This is a genomic window from Novosphingobium sp. ST904, assembly GCF_001298105.1.
Classification (GTDB): domain Bacteria; phylum Pseudomonadota; class Alphaproteobacteria; order Sphingomonadales; family Sphingomonadaceae; genus Novosphingobium.
Map to the genome: position 1 here is coordinate 120,377 of NZ_LGJH01000166.1, position 22,546 is coordinate 142,922.

The following is a 22,546-nucleotide window of genomic DNA, read 5'->3' on the forward strand; positions in this document are numbered from 1 at the left end:
GGAGCGCTTCCTTGCATCAACATGCCTCCCTGAACCGCAGCGCCGCCATCGCCAGCATAGGCACGGCGGTGTTCCTGCTCGCGCTCAAGGGCTGGGCGGCATGGTCGACCGGCTCGACGGCGATGCTGGGCAGCCTGGCCGACACCGCGCTGGACCTTGTGGCCAGTATCGCCACCTTGCTCGGCGTCTGGATCGCCTCGCAACCGGCGGACGACAAGCACCGTTTCGGCCATGGCAAGGCGGAGGCGATCGCGGCGATGTTCCAGATCGTGCTGATTTCGATCTCCGCGCTCGCCATCGCCAGCCGCGCCGTCGAGGAGTTTCTGGCAGGGAGCACGGTCGAAAAGGCGGAAGGCGGCATTGCCGTATCCGCGGCCGCCATCGTGTTGACGCTGATGCTGGTGGCCTGGCAGCGCCATGTCATCAGAAAGACCGGCAGCATCGCCATCCAGACCGACAGCGTCCACTATCAGTCGGACCTGATGCTCAACCTTGCTGTGATCGTGGCGCTCGTGCTCGACCATTATGCGGGGCTGAGGGGGGCGGACCCGCTGTTCGGGATCGGCATTGCCGCATGGCTGGGCTGGGGCGCCTGGAGGGCCTCGCAGGACGTGCTGGACCAGTTGATGGACCATGAGTGGCCCGAGGAGAAGAAGGACCGTTTCCTCCAGGTACTTGCCCGCCATCCCGACATCACCGGCGTTCACGACCTGCGCACGCGCACTTCGGGAAACAAGGATTTCGTGCAGTTTCATGTCTGGGTAGACCCGAACATGACCGTTCGCGAGGCGCACCGTGTGATGGACGAACTGGAGCACCGGCTCGCCGTCGAGTTCCCCGGCACGGAAATCCTCATCCATCCCGATCCGGAAGGCCTGGTGGACGAAGCAGGGCAGGCGGGGCTGGACGTATTGCCGCCAATCCGCGTGAACCTCGATCAGTCCTCTTGAGCGCCAAAAAGGGCTTTCAGATGCCGCCGGGGAACATCGCCATCAGCTTGCCCAGCCGGTCGTGCAGGAGGCGTTCCTGCTGCGGGTCGCTCTCGCCCAGGCGGACGATGGTGAGAAGCTGGTCGGGTGATCCGATCACGTATTGGCCATGCTCGCCGACGCAGGCGAAGACATTGGCGGGGGCCATGCCGGGAAACAACACGGCCTCGTCACCGCCGCCGTTCTTGCCGCGCCCCCGGTTGAGCCAGACTCCCGCGCCGTAGCCGGGATTGCGGGGCGAAGGCTCCAGCATGAACTGCACCCAGCGTCGGGGCAGGATCTGGGCGCCCTGGATCGATCCGGTGTGGCGCAGAAATTCGCCGAGCTTGGCCCAGTCGCGGGCATCGGCGTGGATCATGGCCGAACCGATCATCGTTCCGGCGCGGTCGAACCCCGCCATGCCGGAATCCATGCCGAGCGGAAGCAGGACGCGGTTGCGCAAATAGTCGCCCACGGCTCTGCGGCGGCGGTCGGGATTGCGGTCGGGCGAAAGGACGCGCGCCGCAAGGTCGGAAAGAATCACCGGCGTCGCCGCGCTGTTCACGAAGCGCGCACCCGCAGGGGCCTCCAGCGGCTGGGCCTCGGCGTAGGCGGCCATGTCGTCGCGCCCGTCGAGATAGAGCATCCGCATACGGTCGGATTGCCGGGCGAGCCCGGCTTCCGGGTTGCCGTTGGCGGCGGGCGGGCCCGATTCCGAATGGCGCAGGCCCGAGCGCATCTGCAGGAGCTGCTTCAGCGTGATTTCGCCGCGCGGGTCGCCCGGGCGCTGCCAGGCGGGAATTGGCGCCGATTCGTTCAGGCGCAGGCGGCCGTCGCTGACGAGCTGCCCGATCATCAGCGCGGTCACGCATTGGCCCATGCCCCAGCCGTGCAGCCGGGTTTCGGGCTTGATCCCAGCACCGTAGCGTTCGGCGATGACCGAGCCGCGCTTCATCACCACCAGCGCATCGGTGCGGCCCACGTCTTCATCGCCGAACAGGCCGTCGATGGCGCGGCCGAGCGATTCGCGGGGGGCACCGCCGTCATCCTTGATCGCGGCTTGCGATTCCGCGCTGGGCGGCGGCGGGCCCTGCTGCGCGTCCTGTCCACAGCCGCTCAGGAGGCCGAGGGCTGGCAGGACGGAGAGGGCAAGGATAAGGGAAGGGCGGCGCACCGGCATGACGCGGGGTGTGATGTGCGAGGCGCGGGAAGATGGCAACAGTGGGGACACACGGGATGGGGGACAGCCGCCGCGGCGAACGACAACCGTCCCGCTGGCTCAGGAACGGCGTGCTGCTTGCCGTGGTTGTACTGGCGATCGTGCTGGGCTTCTCGTGGAACGGCCTGCGCGAACAGGCGCTGGTCAGCACCGCCTATGGCGCGCGGGTGGCCTGTGCCTGCCGCTTTGTTTCCGAACGCGAACTCAAGACCTGCAAGGGCGATATCGCGGTTGCCGGCCTTGGCCGTACCGCCGGCCTGGTGATGCTGTCCGAGGATACGGAGGCGCACGCCGTAAAGGCCAGCGTTCCGCTGCTGGCCAGCCAGACCGCGACTTTCGCGCCCGATCGCGGCTGCCAGCTCGAACCCTGGGCGAACTGACTCAGCCGTCCAGCGGAATGGCGGCTTCGGTGCCGTCGATCCAGCCGCCGCCGACGACGCGATCTCCCGCGTAGATCACTGCCGCCTGGCCCGGGGCGACGCCGTATTCGGGATTCTCGAAGCGGATTCTCGCCGTCGTCCCGTCGCCAAGCGGCCCTTCGAGCGTGATCGGCACCGGCTTTGCCAGCGAGCGCACCTTGGCGGTCAGCGGCGCGTCCGGGAGCGGGCCGATTCGGTTGGATTCGGTGATCGTGGCAGCGGCGACGCCCAGCAGGCTGCGCGGGCCGACGAGCACGCGGCGCCCCTCCGCCTCGATCCGCACGACGTAAAGCGGTTCCGGCTGGCCGCCGATCTCGAGGCCGCGGCGCTGGCCGACGGTGTAATGAATGATGCCCCGATGGGTGCCGAGCACGTCGCCGGTAAGGGCGTGAACGATATCGCCCGGCGCCTCGCCCTCGGGGCGGACGGCACGGACGATCTTCGCATAGTCGCCGTCGGGCACGAAGCAGATGTCCTGGCTGTCGGGCTTGTCGGCAACGCGCAGTCCGGCGGCTTCGGCAAGGCGGCGGGTCTCGCTCTTGGGCAGGCCGCCGAGCGGGAAGCGCAGGAAATCGAGCTGCGCTTCAGTGGTACCGTAAAGGAAGTAGCTCTGGTCGCGCGCGGGATCGAAAGCGCGGTGCAGTTCCGAACCGGCCGGGCCTTCGACGCGGCGCACGTAATGGCCGGTGGCAAGGCAATCCGCGCCAAGATCCCGCGCCATCGTCAGCAGGTCGGTGAACTTGGGCCCCATGTTGCAGCGGATGCAGGGAATGGGGGTCCGGCCTGCCATGTAATCGTCCGCGAAGCGCTCGACCACTCCTCGCGGAAGGCGCTCTCATGATCGAAGACATAATGGGCGATGCCGAGGCGATCGGCCACGGCGCGGGCATCGCGAATGTCGTCGCCGGCGCAGCAGGCGCCCTTGCGGCCGGTCGCGCGCCGTAATCGTAAAGCTGGAGCGTGACGCCGATGGTCTCGGCTCCGGTCGCGGCGGCAAGCGCGGCGACGACCGAACTGTCGACGCCGCCGGACATGGCAACGACGATACGGCGCGCGGAAAGCGGCGCGGGCAACTGGAACAGCGCGGCGGGATCGAGGCCGGCCACCAGTCCTTCAAGGTCGGAAAGGGCGGTCATGCGCCGCCCCATACAGGCGAACGCACGGAATTCCTACCTTTGTCGATAGGAGGGGGCCGTATCTAACCGCAAAGGGCGGCCAAGGCGTGCTTCGCAAGCGCGTTAACAATCGTTAAAAAAGTGTAAACATCGCCTTTACCGTCCCTTGACCAAGCGGCGCTAAAAGCCTTGTCCATGAACATCGCTTTTGATCATGAAACCTGCAAAGCAGGGCATGCGTCTGGTCGCGACAGCGAAGAGTTCATCTCGGACCCATCGCCGATCGACTGGTTTTCCCTGCGTTCCCGACTGTTTGCGGCGCACGATCTGCGTGCCGCGTGGGCAGAGCCTGATTCCATCAGGCCCGAATCCGTCAGGCTTCACCGCTTTGGCAGTTTCGCCGGCTCGGCCGCATTCGTTATTCATACGTATGAGCCAGTCTCAATACCTGTTAACCCAAATGCTTCAGCCAATCGCAAGCCAGCGGAGGCCAATGTCGCTTCTGTCGCCGGCAATCGAAGCACCGGCGTACGAGGGTGATGATGATCGAGAACCAGAAAATCCGTCCTGCCCAGGTGATCGGGCCGCTCGGCGAGCCGTTGACGCTTGATTCGTTGCCGCCGCCGAACACCACGCGCTGGGTCGTGCGCCGCAAGGCGGAAGTCGTTGCGGCCGTGAACGGCGGCCTGCTGACGATCGACGAAGTCTGCGATCGCTATCAGCTCACGCTGGAAGAATTCGCGGGATGGCAGCGCGCGGTGGACCGTTCTGGAATGCAGGGCCTGCGCGTCACGCGAATCCAGCATTACCGCGATCTTTACGAGCGCCAGCAGAAGTACTGAGCCTCGAATTTGTTGAGGGTCGAAAGACCCGGAAGACGGCGGCGAACCTCGGTTCGGCGCGTTTCCGTATTTGGCCGGCGAATCCTTGAGGACCCAAGGATTACGCCCCGCCGATTACCTGCGCTCGACGCTTGTCGATCCCCGTCGGCTACAGGCCGACTGCTGATTGCCACTCGCTTGTCGCAGGTATATGTCCGTTCGCAGGAAATTTTGCCGTTGCAGCGGCGCGGACCCGTGTGCCCGCGCCCCGACGGCAGATCGTGCTCCCCGGTGCCGGGCGGGCCCGCGGGTGGTGACGCCTCCGGGATCAGGCAATCGGTTCGGGCATCGGGATTGGGGGCAATCGCAGTTTTTGCGGTGACAAGATGAATTACGACAGCAGGATCGATGTGAGCGAGAACGAAGGTTTCACCGCGCCGGGCAACCCGCTTGAAGGGGATGTCGAACGGGATCGTGCATCCCGCCGATGGCTGTGGATCGCCATAGTGGGCGCCGTCGTGCTCGCGATCGGCATCTGGTTCGCCACGCGCGGCGGAGGTGAAGCCAGCGCCGCCGGCGAAAAACGACGTTCAGACCCCCGCCGTAACCGTGGTCGTGCCTGGCCGCGCCTCCGTTGTCGGCGAAATCAGCGCAACCGGTTCGCTGGCGGCACGCCGCCCGATGCCGGTCGGTTCGGTGGGCGAGGGCGGGCAGGTCCGCTCCGTGCTCGTCGAAGCGGGAGACTGGGTGTCGCAGGGCCAGGTGCTGGCCGTGATCGACCGCTCGGTGCAGGCCCAGCAGCAGGCAGGCCAGTCCGCGCAGATCTCCGTCGCAGAAGCAGACGCGCGCCTTGCGCAGGCCAATCTCGACCGTGCGCTCAAACTGGTGGACCGCGGCTTCATCTCCGCTGCCGACGTCGACCGGCTGAAGGCGACGCGTGACGCTGCCGTCGCCCAGGTCAGGGTGGCGCGCGCCACGCTCGGCCAGCTTCAGGCACAGACCGCCCGCCTCAACATCGTTGCTCCGGCGGCCGGCCTCGTGCTCGAACGCAATGTCGAGCTTGGCCAGGTCGTGGGCGGCGGCAGTGCCGTGCTGTTCCGCCTCGCCAAGGGCGGCGAGATGGAACTGCTCGCCCAGCTCAGCGAGGACGATCTCGCCCGGCTGAGCGTCGGCGTGGAAGCCACCGTGACGCCGACCGGCTCGAACCAGAGCTTCACCGGCCAGGTCTGGCAGATCGCCCCGATCATCGATTCCACCAACCGCCAGGGCATCGCCCGTATCGCGCTCGCCTATAATGACGCCCTGCGTCCGGGCGGGTTTGCCAGCGTGGTGATCAACAGCGGCCAGACGGTTGCTCCGGTGCTGCCGGAATCGGCCATCCAGAACGACGACAAGGGCTCGTTCGTCTACGTCGTGGACGCCAAGAACGTGGTGCATCGCCGCGCCGTCCAGACCGGTCTGGTGACGGGCAAGGGCATCGTCGTGAAGTCCGGCATCGACGGTAACGAGAAGATCGTGCTGCGTGCCGGCGGGTTCCTCAACGACGGCGACAAGGTCAAGCCCCAGCTTGCCGCCAAGGCCGATTGATCGGACATAGCGCGATGAGCCTACGCAACATCTCGGCCTGGTCGATCCGCAATCCGATCATTCCGATCGTCTTCTTCATCGGCGTGATGATCGCCGGCGTGGTCTCGTTCATGCGCATGGACGTGAACAACATGCCGGACGTGGAATTCCCGGGCGTTCACGTCATGATCTCGCAGCCGGGCGCCGCCCCGACCGAGATCGAGACGCAGATCACCCAGATCATTGAGGGCGCGGTCCGGTCCGTTCCCGGGATCGAGGAAATCCAGTCTACCGCCTCGGAAGGCACGTCGACCACGCTGGTGTTCTTCACGGTCGGCACCAATCCGGACGTTGCCACGAACCAGGTCAAGAACGCCGTCGATCAGGTGCGCGGGCAGCTGCCGGACGGCATTCTCGAACCGATGGTCACCAAGATCGAGGCCAACGGCGACAATCTGGCCTATTACGCCGTCAGTGCCGACGACATGACGATGGAGCAGCTCAGCTGGTTCGTCGACGATACGATCTCGAAGACCCTGCTCTCGATCGAAGGCCTCGCCTCGGTGGAGCGCAACGGCGGCGTGGACCGTGAAATCCGCGTCGTCGTCGATCCGCAGCGGATGATCGCGCTGGGCCTTACCGCGAACGACATCAACGGCGTGCTGCGGCAGGTCAACACCGACGCTGCCGGCGGCCAAGCGGAAATCGCCGGATCGCGCCAGTCGGTCCGCGTTCTGGGCAATGCGCAGGATGCGTATCAGCTTTCGCAGACCCGCATCAACCTTGGCGGCGGCAGGCAGGTCAAGCTTTCGGATATCGCCAAGGTCTACGACGGCTATTCCGAGCAGACCCGCATCGCCAAGCTGCGCGGCCGCGAGGTCGTGACTTTCGGCTTCACGCGGGCTCTCGGGGCTTCGGACGTGGCCGTCTATGACGGCGCCGCCAAGGCGTTGGACAAGATCCGCAAGGAAAACCCCAACATCCACATCACGCGCCTGTTCTCCGACGTGGACTACACGAAGGGACAGTACACCAGCTCGATGGAAGCGCTGGTCGAGGGTGCGGTGCTGGCCATCGTCATCGTCTACCTGTTCCTGCGTGACTGGCGCGCGACGATGATCTCGGCGATCGCGATCCCGCTTTCGGCGATCCCGACGTTCTGGTTCATGGACATGCTCGGCTTCACGCTGAACTTCCTCTCGCTGCTGGCGCTCAGCCTCGTGGCGGGGGTCCTGGTCGATGACGCCATCGTCGAGATCGAGAATATCGTGCGCCACATGCGCATGGGCAAATCGGCCTATCAGGCATCGATCGACGCGGCAGACGAAATCGGCCTCGCGGTCGTCGCCACTACGTTCTCGATCGTCGCGGTGTTCCTGCCGGTCGGGCTCATGCCGGGCATTCCGGGGCAATTCTTCAAGGCCTTCGGCCTGACGGTCGTTGCGGCGGTGCTGATGAGCCTTGCCGTGGCGCGCCTTATCACGCCGATGGTCGCGGCCTACTTCCTCAAGGCTCACGGCCATGCCGAACACGGCGGCGGCAAGGGCATGGACCTTTATCTCAAGGTTCTGGCCTGGACGCTGGATTCGCGTGAGGCGCTTCGTCTCAAGTCCCGGCTGGTCAAGGCGCCGTCGCGCTGGTGGTACTATCTCATCGCGATGGTGGCGATCCTGCTCATGCTGGGCGGGGGCATCGGTGCGGCCTACATGATCTTCCAGGGCGCGAACTTCGTGCTCGGCAAGATGGGGCTGGGCAAGGCGGCCTTCGTGCTGGCCTCGGCGATCGCACCTCTCGGCATTCCCGTGGCGATCTATGTGCTCGGCAAGGCGCTGCGGTGGCTGGCTCACTTCGCCGGACGCATGGGCACCTGGTACCGTTATTTCTCGGCGCGGATCAGCGCGCGGATGCACGACCACCGGTTCTACGCATTCTGTGCGGGCATATACGCGCTGGTCGTGACGTTCGCGTTGCTGGCGGGGCTGCCCTCGCAGTTCCAGCCCAACACCAACAACGACACCAGCACCGTCAACATCGAGATGGTGCCCGGCACCACCATCGAGCAGACCGTGGTGGTGGCCGACAAGGTCACGCACCTGCTCGAACGGCAGCCTGAAGTGCAGCACATCCTCGAGGCTTCGCGCGAGGGCAGGGGGTCGCTCTACATCGCGCTCAAGCCGGCCGACCAGCGCAAGGCCACGAGCATCGAGTTCGAACGCCGCATGGCGCCCGAACTGCAGAACATCGCTGATGCCCGCGTGACATTTGCCACGCAGTCGGGCGGATTCGGCAGTGGCCGCGATATTTCGGTGATGCTCTCGGGCAGCGATTCGGAACTGCTCAACAAGACGGCGCAGACCCTGGCTGAACAGATGCGTACGATTCCGGGCGTGATTGCACCTCGTATCGCCGCCGACCTGCAGCGACCGGAACTGGTGATCGTGCCGCGCCTCGACCTCGCGGCGCAGCTCGGCGTGACGACGGCGGCGCTCAGCCAGACCATCCGCATCGCCACGCTTGGCGAGATCGACCAGAACGCTGCCAAGTTCTCGCTGAGCGACCGGCAGGTCCCGATCCGGGTCATTCTCGCCCGCGCCTCGCGCCGGGACTATTCCACGATCGAGAATCTTCCCGTGACCACCGCAACCGGCGGCTCCGTGCCGCTCAAGCGCGTGGCCGAGATTCGCTTCGGTGCCGGTCCGACCCAGATCCAGCGCTACAACCAGTCGCGCCGCATCTTCGTCGCGCCGACCTTGGCGAAGGGCAGGTAAAGGGTCCGATCATGGAGCAGATCCAGAACCTGCCGATCATGAAGAACCTGCCGACCGGCGTGTCGAACGCCCCCGTCGGCGAGGACAAGTGGCAGGCCGAGATGGTCAACAGCTTCGTGATCGCGGTGATCAGCGGTATCTTCCTGGTCTTCGCGGTGCTGGTGCTGCTCTACAAGCGCTTCGTCTCGCCGCTGGTGAACATGGCCTCGCTGCTGCTGGCCCCGCTGGGCGGGCTCCTGGCGCTGGTGATCGTTGGCCAGCCGATCTCGATGCCGGTCTACATCGGCATCCTGATGCTGCTGGGCATCGTTGCCAAGAACTCCATCCTGCTGATCGACTTCGCGATCGAGGAAATGGAGAAGGGTGTCGACAAGCTCACGGCCATCATGGACGCCGGGCACAAGCGCGCGCAGCCGATCATCATGACCACCGTGGCCATGACGGCGGGCATGGTGCCGACCGCGATCTCGCTTTCGGGCGATGCGGCATGGCGCGCGCCAATGGGCATCACCGTGATCGGCGGCCTGCTGGTGTCCACCATGCTGACTCTGGTGATCGTGCCGGCTGCCTTCAGCCTGGCTGATGGCTTCGAAAAGCGGGTGGGTCCGTGGCTGCGCCGCAAGCTGCTCACGTTCGAGCCGCACCACGCCCATGAGGATGCCGCCACCCAGGGTGGAATCGCACTTCCCCAGCCGATCGCGGCCGAATAGCAAGAGCAGGAGGAACATTGCCGGCCCCCAAGCGTAGCATCTCCGTGGCACGGCAAGACTTTTTCCGGCTCGGCCCGGTCGTGAACGACCGGGCCCGGCACATGCGCCTGTTCGCGACGGGGCTGCTGCTGTTCATGGCGGCGGCCTTCATCGTTCTCAAACGGCTGGCGGTGCTGCACCCGGAATGGAGCGGGCCGCTCGGATACGCGATCTCCTTTACCGAAGCGGCCATGGTCGGCGGTCTGGCAGACTGGTTCGCTGTGACCGCGCTGTTCCGCCATCCGCTGGGCCTGCCGATCCCGCACACCGCGATCATTCCCGACAACAAGGACCGTATAGCCGATTCGATGGCGATGTTCCTGAGGGACAATTTCCTCACGCCACAAGTCGTCGCCCGGCGTCTGAAGGGCTTCAACCTTGCGGCCGCCACCGGGGCGTTCCTTTCCGATCCCGCGCGTGACGAGCAATCCCGCATTCGTGCCGGCGCGGCCAACCTGCTGGCCGACGTGCTCGAATCGCTGGATCCCGAGCAGATGGGCGGCATGGTCAAGACCGGCCTGCGCCGTCAGCTCGAGAAGATCGATGCGGCGCCCCTGCTCGGCCAGATGCTGACCAGTGCGATTGCCGACCGCAGGCACCTGCCGGTGCTCGAAAGCGTGCTGCGCAAGATCGGCGAGGCTATCGAGAGCAACGAGCCGCTGATCCGCGAGATGATCCATCAGCGCGCCAACAGCATCATGCGCTGGACCGGGCTGGACGAGCGGCTGGCAAACGGCGTGCTCGACGGCGCCTACCGGCTGCTGGCCGAAGTGATCGTCCAGCGACCATCCCCTGCGCGCCAGGATCGACGAGGCGCTCGCCAAGCTTGCAGAGGACTTGCGAAGCAAGCCCGAGACGCAGGCGAAGGTGGAGCGCATCAAGAACGAACTGATCGAAAACCCCGCAGTCGCCGCCTGGCTCGACGGCATGTGGGAACGCACTCGCGCGGCCTTGCTCAAGGCCGTGCGCAATCCCGACAAGGCGTTGTCCGGTGCGCTGGGGGAAAGCCTTGCGCAACTGGGTCAGGCACTGGGCGACGACGCGCGGTTGCAGTACATGGTCAATCGTTTCGCGCGCCGCACGCTCGTCGGGATCGTGTCGCGCTATGGGGGGGAAATCGTGAGGCTGGTATCCGAAACCGTCAAGCGCTGGGATGCGCGCACCGTGACGGACCGCATAGAGGGCGCCGTGGGCCGCGACCTTCAGTTCATCCGCATCAACGGCACGCTGGTCGGCGGCCTGTTCGGCGTATGCATCCACGTTGCGGACCAGTTGCTGTGAGCCTTGCCGTGCTGGATGGCCCGCTGCTCGTTACCGAGCGTTTCGAACTCTGGAAGCCGCAGGCAAGCGATCTCGACGATATGGTCCGCCTGCTGGCCGATGAGGAGACGCGGCGGTTCCTCGGCCTTACGCAAGCCGAGAAGAAGGGCGTTTTCGAGCGCCTCCAGCGCAACGGCGGGTCCTGGGCGCTGCACGGCTATGGGACCTTCCCGGTGCGCAGGCGTGGCGGGAATGGCGAGATCGTTGCCAACTGCGGTGTGTTCCATAGCTGGCGGGGCTTTGGGAAAGGCATGGACGACGTACCCGAGGCGGGCTGGATCGTCCGGTACGATCACTGGGGAATCGGCCTGGCAAAGGAGGTCATGCGCGCCGTACTGGATTGGTTCGACGTGACTCACGGACCACGCCGCATTGCCTGCATGATCGAGGAGGGCAATACAGCCTCCGAGCGGGTGGCCGGAGCACTGGGCTTCATTCCTTGCGGAAATCACGACCTCGGCGAAAACGGGGAGACGGTTATCGTTAATCTGTTCGAGCGGGTTTCCTGACCGGGCGGCGCGCTTCCCGGACCTTCAGAACAGGGCTGCTCCGGCGAAGTAAGACGCGACCGGAGCGCCCCTGGCATCGTGAGCGGGCATGAAACGACCCCGCAGGACGAACTGCCGGCAGACCTGCTCGCCGAAGCTGCCAGGTCCGATCGCGCGTTGAATATGGCAATCCGTGACGTGGCCCTCGGCATCCACACCGAGACGGAACCGCAGGAAGCCGCCGATACCTTCAGGCACCGTGAATTCCGGATGGTCGCCCTTGCGCATCCAGGCCTTGAAACCGGGCGTGGGCTCGGGGCGGGAGCGCGTACGCTGTTCCCACGGCTTGAAGCCCCATTGGAGTTCAAGATTTACCGTGCATTGCCGCATAACGCGCATCGCATCGTGAAACCCGCTGACTCCCAGCCTGTACGATATGCGCGAAGGTACAGTGAAGGTCAGAGTGGAATTCGTGCTGTTTCCACCTTCGGAGATCCACGGTTCCAGTTCGGCTTCGGTAACGAGCAGCATGGATGCCTGATGGGCGCCCGATGCGCTCAGAACTGTAACGCGCCGCGGTTGCGCGCCATTGCCAAGATCGATCCAGCCCTCGGCTTCGGGAAGGTGCCAATCCATTCCCTCACCGGCCAGCGTGATCTGGAAAGGCTTGTCCGGAGCGAATCCCGAGAAGGTGATGACGAGAGAGCGGTTGTCGGCCCCGAAAACGGCGGCCATGTCGCAGGAATCGGCGTCGTAGCGGAAAGTCCATGGACTGCTCCGCGGGAGGTCGATTGCGTGAGCGGCCTGCGCTGGCGAAACCGGCGACAACAACGCGGCGGCAGCAAGCCAGCTTGCCCGCCGTTTCGGTACCCATCTCATGCAGAATCCCCCGATGCCCGACCAGGGCGATATAGGGAAACTGTTGCACTTAAACGAAAACCCCGGCCATTATCTGGCCGGGGTTCCGTTGCTTCAGTCCTTCAGCGCCGCTCAGAGCTTGCCGGTAAGCTCCGGCACGGCGGTGAACAGGTCGGCCACCAAGCCGACATCCGCGACCTGGAAGATCGGGGCGTCCTCGTCCTTGTTGATGGCGATGATGGTCTTCGAATCCTTCATGCCCGCAAGGTGCTGGATCGCGCCCGAGATGCCGACCGCGATGTAGACTTCGGGAGCCACGATCTTGCCGGTCTGGCCGACCTGGTAGTCGTTGGGCACATAGCCCGCATCGACCGCCGCGCGCGAGGCGCCGACGGCGCGCCGAGCTTGTCGGCGAGCGGCAGGATGACCTGTTCGAAGGTTTCCGAATCCTTCAGCGCGCGGCCGCCGGAGACGATCACCTTGGCGCTGGTCAGTTCCGGGCGTTCCGACTTGGCGAGTTCGGCGCCCACGAAGCTGGAAAGACCGGCGTCACCGGCACCTGCCACGTCTTCGATGGCGGCCGAGCCGCCCTCGGCAGCAGCCTTCTCGAAGGCGGTGCCGCGCACCGTGATGACCAGCTTGGCGTCGCTCGATTCGACGGTGGCGATGGCGTTGCCGGCGTAGATCGGACGGGTGAAGGTCTTTTCGCCTTCGACCGAGAGGATGTCCGAAAGCTGCATCACGTCGAGCAGCGCGGCAACGCGCGGGGCGACGTTCTTGCCGGTGGTCGTGGCGGGCACCAGGAACGCATCGTGGTGGCCCATGAGTTCGACGATCAGCGGCGCGAGGTTTTCGGCCAGGGCGTGCTCATAGGCGGCGTTGTCGGCCAGGTGGACCTTGGCGACACCGGCGATCTTCGCGGCCTGTTCGGCAACGGCGCGGCAGCCGGAGCCGGCGACCAGCAGATGGACTTCACCGAGCTTGGCGGCAGCGGTGACGGTGTGGAGCGTCGCGTCCTTGACCGACGCGTTGTCGTGTTCGACCCAAACGAGCGTCTTCATCGTTTCAAATCCTTCCCGGGCTGTGCCCTCAGGCGACGCCCAGTTCCTTGAGCTTCGCGACCAGCGCATCGACGTCGGCGACCTTCACGCCCGCCGAGCGGACGGGCGGCTCGGAGACCTTGAGGGTCTTGAGGCGCGGGGTGATGTCGACGCCGTAATCGGCGGCGGTCTTCACATCGAGCTGCTTCTTCTTTGCCTTCATGATGTTGGGCAGCGAAGCATAGCGCGGCTCGTTCAGGCGAAGGTCGGTGGTGACGATCGCGGGAAGCGCGAGCTTGACGGTTTCAAGGCCGCCATCGACTTCGCGGGTCACGGCAACGTGATCGCCCTCGATCTCGACCTTGCTGGCGAAGGTGCCCTGCGGGCGACCCAGCAGCGCGGCGAGCATCTGGCCGGTCTGGTTCGAATCGTCGTCGATCGCCTGCTTGCCGAGGATCACGAGGCCCGGATTCTCTTCGGCGACGATCGCCTTGAGGATCTTGGCGACGGCCAGCGGTTCCACTTCGGCATCGGTTTCGATCAGGATCGCGCGGTCGGCACCCATGGCGAGTGCGGTGCGCAGCGTGTCCTGTGCCTTGGCCGGGCCGACCGAGACAGCGACGATCTCTTCAGCCTTGCCCGCTTCCTTGAGGCGGATGGCTTCCTCGACCGCGATCTCGTCGAACGGGTTCATGCTCATCTTGACGTTGGCAAGGTCAACGCCGGTGCCGTCAGCTTTCACGCGCGGCTTCACGTTATAGTCGATCACCCGCTTTACGGGCACGAGGATCTTCATCTGATCGGGTCCTCTCATTTCAGGCACGGCACTATTTAGCCGCTCGATTAAATCCACTCAAGGCACGCCTAATAGGCAATTGACGTATACGTCAAGTCCTGCCGGCGGCGAGATGAGCCCTTCGAGGGATCACAATGGGCGCCATATCGCAAATCCGCGAAAAGTGGCATCGCCCCGGCAGAAACGGCGGGCCCAGAATAACTTTGAGTTCGAAAAGGCAGGCTTGGACCCCGGCTTCAAACGCAAAACGGCGGGGGCTCGTAAACCCCCGCCGCTGCATTATCCGATATGGGATCGCGTGTGATCCAAGGATCAGGCTGCGTTCTTGACCTCGGCCACGATCTTCTTGGCGGCATCGCCCAGGTCGTTGGCGGGGACGATCGGCAGGCCGGAATTGGCCAGGATGTCCTTGCCCTGCTGGACGTTGGTGCCTTCGAGGCGAACGACGAGCGGAACCGAGAGGTTCACTTCCTTCGCCGCGGCAACGATGCCCTCGGCGATGACGTCGCACTTCATGATGCCGCCGAAGATGTTGACGAGGATGCCCTTCACGTTCGGATCACGCAGGATGATCTTGAACGCCGCGGTCACCTTTTCCTTGTTGGCGCCGCCGCCAACGTCAAGGAAGTTGGCCGGGAACGAACCGTTGAGCTTGATGATGTCCATCGTCGCCATGGCGAGGCCGGCGCCGTTGACCATGCAGCCGATGTCGCCGTCGAGCTTGATGTAGGCCAGGTCGTACTTCGAGGCTTCGACTTCCGCCGGATCTTCCTCGGTCTCGTCGCGCAGGGCCTGCACGTCGGGGTGACGGTAGAGCGCGTTCGAATCGAAGCTCATCTTGGTGTCGAGGACGAGCAGGTTGCCGTCCTTGGTTTCGACGAGCGGGTTGATCTCAAGCATGTCGCAGTCGAGCGCGACGAAGGCTTCGTAAAGCTGCTTGGCGATCTTCTGCGCCTGCTTGTTGAGGTCGCCGGTCAGCTTCAGGGCGAAGGCAACGGCGCGGCCGTGGTGCGGCTGGAAGCCGGCGGCGGTGTCGATGGTGACGGTGGTGATCTTCTCGGGGGTGTTGTGGGCAACATCCTCGATGTCCATGCCGCCTTCGGTCGACACGATCATGGCGACGCGGCTGGTGGCGCGGTCGACGACCATCGACAGGTAGTATTCGCTGGCGATGTCTACGCCGTCGGTCACGTAGAGGCGGTTCACCTGCTTGCCGGCTTCACCGGTCTGCACGGTGACGAGCGTGTTGCCGAGCATTTCCTTGGCGAAAGCTTCGACTTCCTCGACCGACTTGGCAAGGCGCACGCCGCCCTTGGCATCGGCGCCGAGTTCCTTGAACTTGCCCTTGCCGCGTCCGCCGGCGTGGATCTGGGCCTTCACGACATAGAGCGGTCCGGGGAGCTGCTTGGCAGCGGCAACCGCTTCCTCGACGGTGAGGGCGGCGATGCCGGCGGGAATGCCGACGCCGTACTTGGCAAGCAGTTCCTTCGCCTGGTATTCGTGAATGTTCATTGCTGAAATCGCTTTCTGCTGGAGTGTCAGAGGAAAGGCGCGGGAGGGCCCCGATTTTTACCGCGCCGCATAAGCACATCCCTGCGCGCTTGAAAAGTCCCGTTCCCTGCGCAATGGGATCACCTGACCCCTCCAGATCGTCCGGATAGCCAGAACGACTCGCGCATGATCGATCGCGACAGACTTGAAGCCATTGTCCGTGAAGCCGGACGTATCGCCATGGCCGGATGGCCGGGGGACGGCCATGTCCTTGAGCACTGGGAAAAAACGCCCGGAAGCCCCGTGAGCGCGGCGGATATCGAGGTCGATTCCTTTCTCAAGCGCGAACTTTCCAGCCTGCTGCCTTCGGCGGGCTGGCTTTCCGAGGAAACTGCCGATTCTCCCGCGCGGCAGGGGCACGAACTGGTCTGGCTGGTCGATCCGATCGACGGAACCCGCGATTTCATCGCCGGCAGGGATGGCTGGGCCATCTCGGTAGCGCTGGTGAACACCCGCCGCCCGTTGCTGGGCCTGCTGTATGCTCCGGCGCGTTGCCGCGATGCGGGCGGCGAATTCTGGTACGGCGAGGCGGGCAAGGGCAGCAGCCGCAACGGCGTGCCGCTGCGCGCCAGCCACCGCGAGACGCTGGCCGGTGCACGCGTTCCGGCGAAGAAGCTGGCGAGCGAGGATGCCGATCTCACGCTCGTGAGCCAGCCGAACTCGATCGCGCTGCGCATGGCGTTGATCGCGGCGAACGAGGCCGACCTGCTGGCGACCCTGCGCTGGGGTTACGAGTGGGACATCGCCGCTGCCGGATTGATCGCACGCGAGGCAGGCGCCGCCGTGACCGATGCTTTCGGCAAGCCTCTCAATTACAACAAGCACGACCCCCGCGCCTTTGGCGTTCTGGTCAGCTCGCCCGCGATTCACGAGGCCGCGGTGGAACGCCTGGCAGACCGCGCCCGCCGATTCTCGGCCTGAGCCGGCGGGGCTTGCCGGCAACGTCTCTGCCGACTTACGCAATTATCTTGCGTTTTATCGAAGCGCACACTAAATGGCCCCCGACGACCGGCGCGTAGGGTACTTCCCTGCCGCAATCCGAGAGCAGCGTGACGTCCCGATGCGGACCGGCCCGGACGAGCGGTTGTCCTTTTGAACAAGCTTCCTTCTTCACGCAGGGTCGCCCGTAACGACACCTTGCTGTGTGCGCGGGCCAAGAACCTTCCGCGTGCCCCGCACCTTGTGAAAGTGACACATGTCCTATTTCTCCGAACTTGGTCTGGCCGAGCCGATTCTCCGTGCGCTCGCGGCCAAGGGCTACACTGATCCCTCGCCGATCCAGCGCCAGTCGATTCCCGCGCTGCTCGAGGGCCGTGACATTCTCGGCATCGCGCAGACCGGTACCGGCAAGACCGCCGCGTTCTCGCTGCCTTCGCTGCACCGCCTCGCCAGCGACCCCAAGCCGCGCCAGAACGCCGGCTGCCGCATGCTGGTGCTTTCGCCGACCCGCGAACTGGCGGCGCAGATCGCCGACAACATGCGCGGCTATGCCAAGTTCCTGAACCTTTCGGTCCAGTGCATCTTCGGCGGCGTGCCGGCCGGCAAGCAGGCCCGTGCGCTTGAGCGCGGCACCGACATCCTCGTTGCCACGCCCGGCCGCCTGCTCGACCTGATCGACAGCCGCGCGCTGACCCTGCGCCATGTCGAGATCTTCGTGCTCGACGAAGCCGACCAGATGATGGACCTCGGCTTCATCGTCCCGCTCAAGCGCGTTGCCGCGCTCCTGCCCAAGCAGCGCCAGAGCCTGTTCTTCTCGGCCACCATGCCGCAGGCGATTGCCGAACTGGGCAAGCAGTTCATCAACAACCCGGTCAAGGTCGAAGTCGCCCCGCAGTCGACCACGGCCGAGCGCGTCGAACAGTACGCCACCTTCATCAACCAGGCCGAGAAGCAGGCGCTGCTTACCCTCAGCCTGCGTGACGGCCTGGCCGAAGACGCCGCCGAAAAGGCCGAGCATGGCGCGATCGACCGTGCGCTGGTCTTCACCCGCACCAAGCACGGCGCCGACCGCGTGGTCCGCCACCTTGTCGCCGCCGGCATCCCGGCTGCCGCGATCCATGGCAACAAGAGCCAGGCCCAGCGCACCGCAGCGCTCGGCGGCTTCCGCCAGGGTACGGTGCGCGTCCTCGTCGCCACCGACATCGCCGCACGCGGCATCGATGTCAGCGGCGTCAGCCACGTCTACAACTTCGAAATCCCGAACGTTGCCGAACAGTACGTCCACCGCATCGGCCGCACCGCGCGTGCCGGCGCCGATGGCGTTGCGATCAGCTACGTCGCGCCGGACGAGAAGCCCTATATCCGCGACATCGAGAAGCTGACCCGCGTCAAGCTGGCTGCCCTTGGCCTGCCCGAGGATTTCCAGAAGCAGGCGGCCCGCCTGCCCGCGCCGTCGCGCCAGGCTCCCGCCGCCCCGCAGGGTGCCGGTCGCGGTGGCAACCGCAACGAACGCGGCGGCGATCGCAACCGCAGCCAGCAGCCGCGCCGCGATCGCAGCGATCGTCCGCAGGGCGAGCGTACCGGCGAGCGCCGTGGCGACGACCGTCGCCGGGACGACCGTCCGCGCAGCGATGCCCCGCGCGGCGAACGCCGTGAGCATGGCACCGAGGATCAGGGCGAGCGCAAGCGTCGTTTCCGTCCGCGCGGCGCCAAGACCGTCGGCACGCACAAGGGCGCCGTCCGCCGCGCGAGCTGATCGCCGGCCCGGATCGCACCGGATCGTAAGGGAAGGGATGCAGGGGCTCGGGCCTTTCTGCATCCTTTTCTTTTGGGGCTGCCCTAGCCACGGGCCGGGCGCGGGCGCATAAGCCCCGGCCATGCCATCGATTTCCGGTCCCGGCCTCTGGGCGCTCTGCGTTTCAGCCGTCACGATGACGGCGATCGTGGGATTGCGCTATCTCGGGACCTCGGGTCTCTTCGCATGGATTACCGCGCGGGTGCGCCCGGGCCTCTACCGGGGCATGGACCGCCAGATCAGGGCCGAGATCGGCTGGTCTCTGGCCTCCTCGGCGATTTACGGCATTCCGGCAGGCGTGGTCGCTTGGGGCTGGCAGGCCCATGGCTGGACCCTGATCTACACCGATCCGCTGGCCCGCCCCTTGTGGTGGATGCCGCTTTCGCTGCTGCTCTATCTCTTCCTTCACGACACCTGGTTCTACTGGACCCATCGCTGGATGCACCGGCCGAAGGTGTTCCGGGCGATGCATGCCGTCCATCACGCCAGCAAGCCGCCCACCGCCTGGGCAGCGATGAGCTTCCACCCGCTGGAGGCCGTGACCGGCGCCGTGGTGGTTCCCGCGCTCGTGTTCGTCGTGCCGATCCACGTCGGCATGCTCGCCCTGGTGCTGACGATCATGACGGTGATGGGAATCGCCAATCACATGGGTTGGGAGATGTTCCCCCGCGCCCTCGTCCATTCGCGCATCGGCCACTGGCTGATAACGGCGAGCCATCATCACCGCCATCATGAGCTATACCGATGCAATTACGGCCTCTATTTTCGCTTCTGGGATCATCTGTGCGGAACCGACCGGGGCGTTTCGGCGCCCTGATCCTGCTGCTTTGCGCGCCGCTGGCCGGTGGGGCCGCAGCACCGGGAGTGGATGTGAGCGTGGCGGTCACCGCGCTGCGCTCGCAGAAGGGGCAGGTACTGGCCTGTCTCACCACCAATCCCAAGGCTTTCCCCAATTGCGAGAAGGATCCCGCCGCGCGCAAGCTTACCGTTGCCGTGACGGGGCCGGTCACGCTGGATTTCGGCAGGGTTCCCGAGGGGCGCTATGCCATCTCGCTGATTCATGACGAGAACGGCAACGGCAAGCTCGACACCGCGCTGATGATGCCGCGCGAGGGATTCGGGTTTTCCCGGGATGCGCCGGTGCGGATGGGGCCGCCCAGCTTCGAGAAGGCCGCGTTCGACGTGGGCGGGGCCGACGTCCGCCTCGCGATCAGGATGCGCTATCTCCTGTAGTCTGCATGGATAATTCGCGGCAGCCACAGCGCAGTATTTAAAGCGCTTGCCGCTCCCGATCCTGCCGCTTACCCCGGAGCGGTGAGCAGGGAAGAGGATATCGTCGAGGAGGTGGTTGAAACGGCCACCGCGGACCTGGTTCCGCCGCCCGTACACGGCACGTTCTCGCCGTTCCGGTATCCGGTGTTCCGCGCGATCTGGATCGCCAACCTGTTCTCCAACCTCGGTTCCACCCTGCAAGGCGTGGGCGCGGCCTGGCTGATGACGGAACTGACCCCTTCGCACCAGCTCGTGGCACTGGTGCAGGCCTCCGCCACGGTGCCGATCATGCTGTTCGGCGTCTTTGCCGGGGCCATCGCCGACAACTTCGATCGCCGCATCGTCATGCTGGCAGCGCAGATCGGCATGCTGGTGGTTTCGGCGGCACTGGCCATCATGGCCTATGCGGGCTGGTTGACCCCGTTCCTGCTGCTTGCCTTCACGCTCAGCGTGGGAACGGGAACCGCGCTCAATTCACCGGCCTGGCAGGCTTCGGTGCGCCAGCAGGTGGATCATGACAAGCTGCCGCAGGCGATCGCGCTGAATTCGATATCGTTCAACATTGCGCGCTCGATCGGCCCTGCGGTGGGCGGCTTGCTGATCTCCCTGTGGAACGTGTCTTTCGCCTTTGCGATCAATGCGGTCAGCTATGTCGGCCTGATCTGCGTGCTGCTCTGGTGGAAGCCGGAAGCCCGCCAGATAAACCGCCGCCCGATCCTGCCCGCAGTGGCCACCGGCCTGCGGTTCTGTTTCGGCAACCGGCCGCTGCGCCGCCTGCTCATTCGCGGCTTTGCGCTGGGCTTCAGCCTTGCCGCCTACCAGGGGCTGCTGCCCGCCGTCATCAACGATTCGATGCAGGGCACCGAGATCGACTTCGGGATCATGCTCGGCCTGTTCGGCATAGGCTCGATCGTAACCGCGCCGTTCATCGGCAAGATTCGCCGGATGCTGGGGCTGGAGGGAATTCTGGCCCTGGGATCGGCGATGTTCGTCTTCTCGTTCTCGCTCGTCGCGGTCGCGCATGAACTGATCTACGCGCTCCCGGCCGCTTTCGTGGCGGGCATGGCATGGGTGCTGATCCTGACCACGCTCAACACGGCGGTCCAGCTGCGTTCTCCCGACGATATCCTCGGCCGCTGCCTGTCGATCTACCAGGCGGTGACGTTCGGCGGCATGGCGCTCGGCGCATGGACCTGGGGCGCGCTGGCGGACTGGCGCGACCTTGCCTTCGCACTGCACGCCGCCTCGATCTTCCTCATCGTTTCTTTCGTGGTGCTGCGATTCCTGGCCCCGCTTCCCCGGCTCGGCGAAGGCGTCCTGCGTCCGACCTGATCGCGTAGGGCAACGCGGCCGGGCCTAAACCTTTAATTCACCATGTTGCGCGACAAGCGATGCCGTTGAATGTGCGGGGGCTTTCGATGGATACGTTGCGCGGCCAGTTTTCCGATCCGGACGGGGCGACGACGGGATTCTCCGGCGACGACGACGACGCGCGCGACCGGATCGTTGCGCCGGTCGGCCAGGACGAGCGCCGCATGCAGGTGCGGGCCTACAATTTCTGGGCCAGCCTGCTCGAAGACCGGCCGTTCCCCGATATCGCCCAGCTTCATCCCGAAACGCTTCCCGATTTCGGCCCCAACAGCGTCCTGCTCGATTTCTCGGCGGGGATCGAGAATCCGGCGGTGGCCTGGCTCGGCGCCGAACTCGCCGGGGAATGCGGTGCCCTGGGCGCGATCCACCGGCTGGACGACGTGCCGAGTCGGTCGCTGCTGTCGCGCATTACCGATCACTACATGCAGATCCTCGCGAATCAGGCGCCGATCGGGTTCGAGGCCGAATTCGTCAACCAGCGCGGGGCGACGATCCTCTATCGCGGCATCCTGCTGCCCTTTTCGCGCGGGCATGACGCCATCGACTGCATCTACGGCGTCATCAACTGGAAGCAGCTCGCCGACCAGTCGAGCACGGACATGCTGATGCGCGCGGTGGACGAGACGCTGGGCGAACCCGGTGCCGAACTCGGGCCGCTCGACCTGCCGCCGCGCCGGGAAGCGTTGCTGGGGGAATGGGCCGACGGGCCGGTGGAGCAGGTGCTGTCGCTGACGGATCGGCTGCCTCCGGTGGCGTTCGGCGGCGAAGGAATCCTGGAATCGCCGATCACGCTCGGCAGCGGTGTGCTCGATCTGGACCGGTTAGATGCCGATGTGCTCGAACTCACGGCGGATATGGAACTGGCGGACTGGCTGGCTTCCGCGCGCGAACTGGCGCGGGCTGCCATGGGCAGTGAGGACCGTTCGCGGCAGGCGCTTTATGCGGCGCTGGGCAGGGCCTACGATTTTGCGCTGGCCGCTGCCGATGCACCGCAGGACCTTGCCGCGCTTGTCGAGGATGCCGGTCTCAAGGTGCAGGATCGCGCGCCGCTGGTTCCGCTGGTCAAGCTCGTCTTCGGGACGGACTACGACAAGACCCGCCTGACCGAATTTGCCGCCGTGATCGCCCACGGCATGCGGCTCGGCCTCGAATGCGGCAGGCTTGCTGCGCATATCGCCGGGACGGAAGGTGGCATCAAGGCGCTGGTGCGCGACGAGCGCCGCCTTCGCCGCGCGGAGGGGGAGAAGGAGTCTCCGAGCCTTTCCCGGCACGAGCGGCTTGTTCGCGGCCTTCGCGGGCTTTCGCCGCGCGCAGAGGAGGAAATCGGCCGGTCCGGTGAATTCACCGTATTGGTCGCGCGCCGGGACGAGCATGGCGAACTGCGCTTCCTTGGCGAAGTGAGCGATGACGAGGCCCTGCTTCGCCGGGCCGCCCGCCACCTGCTCGGTTGAACGGCGCGCGATCGCGCCTTGCAACGGCGAGGCGCGCCGC

The 22,546-nt window shown here is 65.5% G+C and carries 15 protein-coding genes and 5 pseudogenes; 14 read left to right on the plus strand and 6 right to left on the minus strand.

Annotation, left to right across the window (positions count from 1 at the left end):
• Positions 1–11 precede the first annotated feature (11 nt).
• A complete protein-coding gene (locus ADT71_RS28585; protein WP_132468633.1) occupies positions 12–950 on the plus strand; it encodes a cation diffusion facilitator family transporter in 939 nt (312 codons plus the stop codon).
• Between the two features lie 16 nt (positions 951–966).
• On the opposite strand, the gene ADT71_RS28590 is transcribed toward ADT71_RS28585, so the two are convergent.
• Positions 967–2,148, minus strand: a complete 1,182-nt coding sequence (locus ADT71_RS28590) for a serine hydrolase (RefSeq protein WP_054442097.1) — start codon at positions 2,146–2,148, stop codon at positions 967–969.
• A gap of 56 nt (positions 2,149–2,204) precedes the next feature.
• Here ADT71_RS28590 and ADT71_RS28595 point away from each other — a divergent pair, with 56 nt between their 5' ends.
• Positions 2,205–2,567 carry a hypothetical protein gene (locus tag ADT71_RS28595; RefSeq protein WP_132468634.1) on the plus strand — a complete coding sequence of 121 codons (363 nt, stop codon included), beginning with the start codon at positions 2,205–2,207 and terminating at the stop codon, positions 2,565–2,567.
• A gap of 1 nt (position 2,568) precedes the next feature.
• Here ADT71_RS28595 and mnmA read toward each other — a convergent pair.
• A pseudogene (gene mnmA, locus ADT71_RS28600) lies at positions 2,569–3,742 on the minus strand (tRNA 2-thiouridine(34) synthase MnmA).
• Between the two features lie 174 nt (positions 3,743–3,916).
• Here mnmA and ADT71_RS31760 point away from each other — a divergent pair.
• The 6 genes and pseudogenes from ADT71_RS31760 to ADT71_RS28625 all read left to right on the plus strand — a co-directional run bounded on the left by ADT71_RS31760 (position 3,917) and on the right by ADT71_RS28625 (position 11,454).
• The gene (locus ADT71_RS31760) at positions 3,917–4,261 is read left to right on the plus strand and encodes a hypothetical protein (protein WP_132468636.1); all 345 of its coding nucleotides are present in this window, start codon (positions 3,917–3,919) and stop codon (positions 4,259–4,261) included.
• A gap of 2 nt (positions 4,262–4,263) precedes the next feature.
• Positions 4,264–4,563, plus strand: a complete 300-nt coding sequence (locus tag ADT71_RS28605; protein WP_054442268.1) for a DUF1153 domain-containing protein — start codon at positions 4,264–4,266, stop codon at positions 4,561–4,563.
• Between the two features lie 365 nt (positions 4,564–4,928).
• Positions 4,929–6,129 (plus strand): annotated as a pseudogene (locus ADT71_RS28610) (efflux RND transporter periplasmic adaptor subunit).
• Between the two features lie 14 nt (positions 6,130–6,143).
• Positions 6,144–9,586, plus strand: a pseudogene (locus ADT71_RS28615) (efflux RND transporter permease subunit).
• A gap of 101 nt (positions 9,587–9,687) precedes the next feature.
• Positions 9,688–10,906: pseudogene (locus ADT71_RS28620) on the plus strand (DUF445 domain-containing protein).
• Complete coding sequence (locus tag ADT71_RS28625) at positions 10,903–11,454, plus strand: GNAT family N-acetyltransferase (protein WP_231636291.1); 552 nt, start codon at positions 10,903–10,905, stop codon at positions 11,452–11,454. The pseudogene ADT71_RS28620 and the gene ADT71_RS28625 overlap by 4 nt, the downstream one beginning before the upstream one ends.
• Positions 11,455–11,478: 24 nt before the next feature.
• On the opposite strand, the gene ADT71_RS28630 is transcribed toward ADT71_RS28625, so the two are convergent.
• The 4 genes and pseudogenes from ADT71_RS28630 to sucC all read right to left on the minus strand — a co-directional run bounded on the left by ADT71_RS28630 (position 11,479) and on the right by sucC (position 15,639).
• Positions 11,479–12,312 (minus strand): energy transducer TonB, encoded by an 834-nt coding sequence (locus tag ADT71_RS28630; RefSeq protein ID WP_132468639.1) that lies wholly within the window; start codon positions 12,310–12,312, stop codon positions 11,479–11,481.
• A gap of 111 nt (positions 12,313–12,423) precedes the next feature.
• A pseudogene (locus tag ADT71_RS28635) lies at positions 12,424–13,352 on the minus strand (electron transfer flavoprotein subunit alpha/FixB family protein).
• A 28-nt stretch (positions 13,353–13,380) separates the two neighbouring features.
• Positions 13,381–14,127, minus strand: a complete 747-nt coding sequence (locus ADT71_RS28640; RefSeq protein ID WP_054442101.1) for an electron transfer flavoprotein subunit beta/FixA family protein — start codon at positions 14,125–14,127, stop codon at positions 13,381–13,383.
• A gap of 312 nt (positions 14,128–14,439) precedes the next feature.
• Positions 14,440–15,639 (minus strand): ADP-forming succinate--CoA ligase subunit beta, encoded by a 1,200-nt coding sequence (gene sucC / locus ADT71_RS28645; protein ID WP_054442102.1) that lies wholly within the window; start codon positions 15,637–15,639, stop codon positions 14,440–14,442.
• Between the two features lie 165 nt (positions 15,640–15,804).
• On the opposite strand from sucC, the gene ADT71_RS28650 reads away from it, so the two are divergent.
• The 6 genes from ADT71_RS28650 (at position 15,805) to ADT71_RS28675 (ending at position 22,506) form a co-directional block, all read left to right on the plus strand.
• Positions 15,805–16,599, plus strand: coding sequence for a 3'(2'),5'-bisphosphate nucleotidase CysQ (locus ADT71_RS28650; RefSeq protein ID WP_054442103.1), 795 nt, complete (start codon positions 15,805–15,807; stop codon positions 16,597–16,599).
• Positions 16,600–16,873: 274 nt separating this feature from the next.
• Positions 16,874–18,373: a DEAD/DEAH box helicase gene (locus ADT71_RS28655; protein WP_054442104.1), complete on the plus strand. Its 1,500-nt coding sequence runs from the start codon at positions 16,874–16,876 to the stop codon at positions 18,371–18,373.
• A gap of 121 nt (positions 18,374–18,494) precedes the next feature.
• The gene (locus ADT71_RS28660) at positions 18,495–19,229 is read left to right on the plus strand and encodes a sterol desaturase family protein (RefSeq protein WP_054442105.1); all 735 of its coding nucleotides are present in this window, start codon (positions 18,495–18,497) and stop codon (positions 19,227–19,229) included.
• Entirely contained in the window at positions 19,196–19,645 is a 450-nt protein-coding gene (locus tag ADT71_RS28665) for a DUF2141 domain-containing protein (RefSeq protein WP_369818363.1), read from the plus strand. The genes ADT71_RS28660 and ADT71_RS28665 overlap by 34 nt, the downstream gene beginning before the upstream one ends.
• Before the next feature lie 81 nt (positions 19,646–19,726).
• Entirely contained in the window at positions 19,727–21,016 is a 1,290-nt protein-coding gene (locus ADT71_RS28670) for an MFS transporter (RefSeq protein ID WP_082370620.1), read from the plus strand.
• A gap of 86 nt (positions 21,017–21,102) precedes the next feature.
• A complete protein-coding gene (locus ADT71_RS28675) occupies positions 21,103–22,506 on the plus strand; it encodes a hypothetical protein (RefSeq protein WP_054442106.1) in 1,404 nt (467 codons plus the stop codon).
• Positions 22,507–22,546 lie beyond the last annotated feature (40 nt).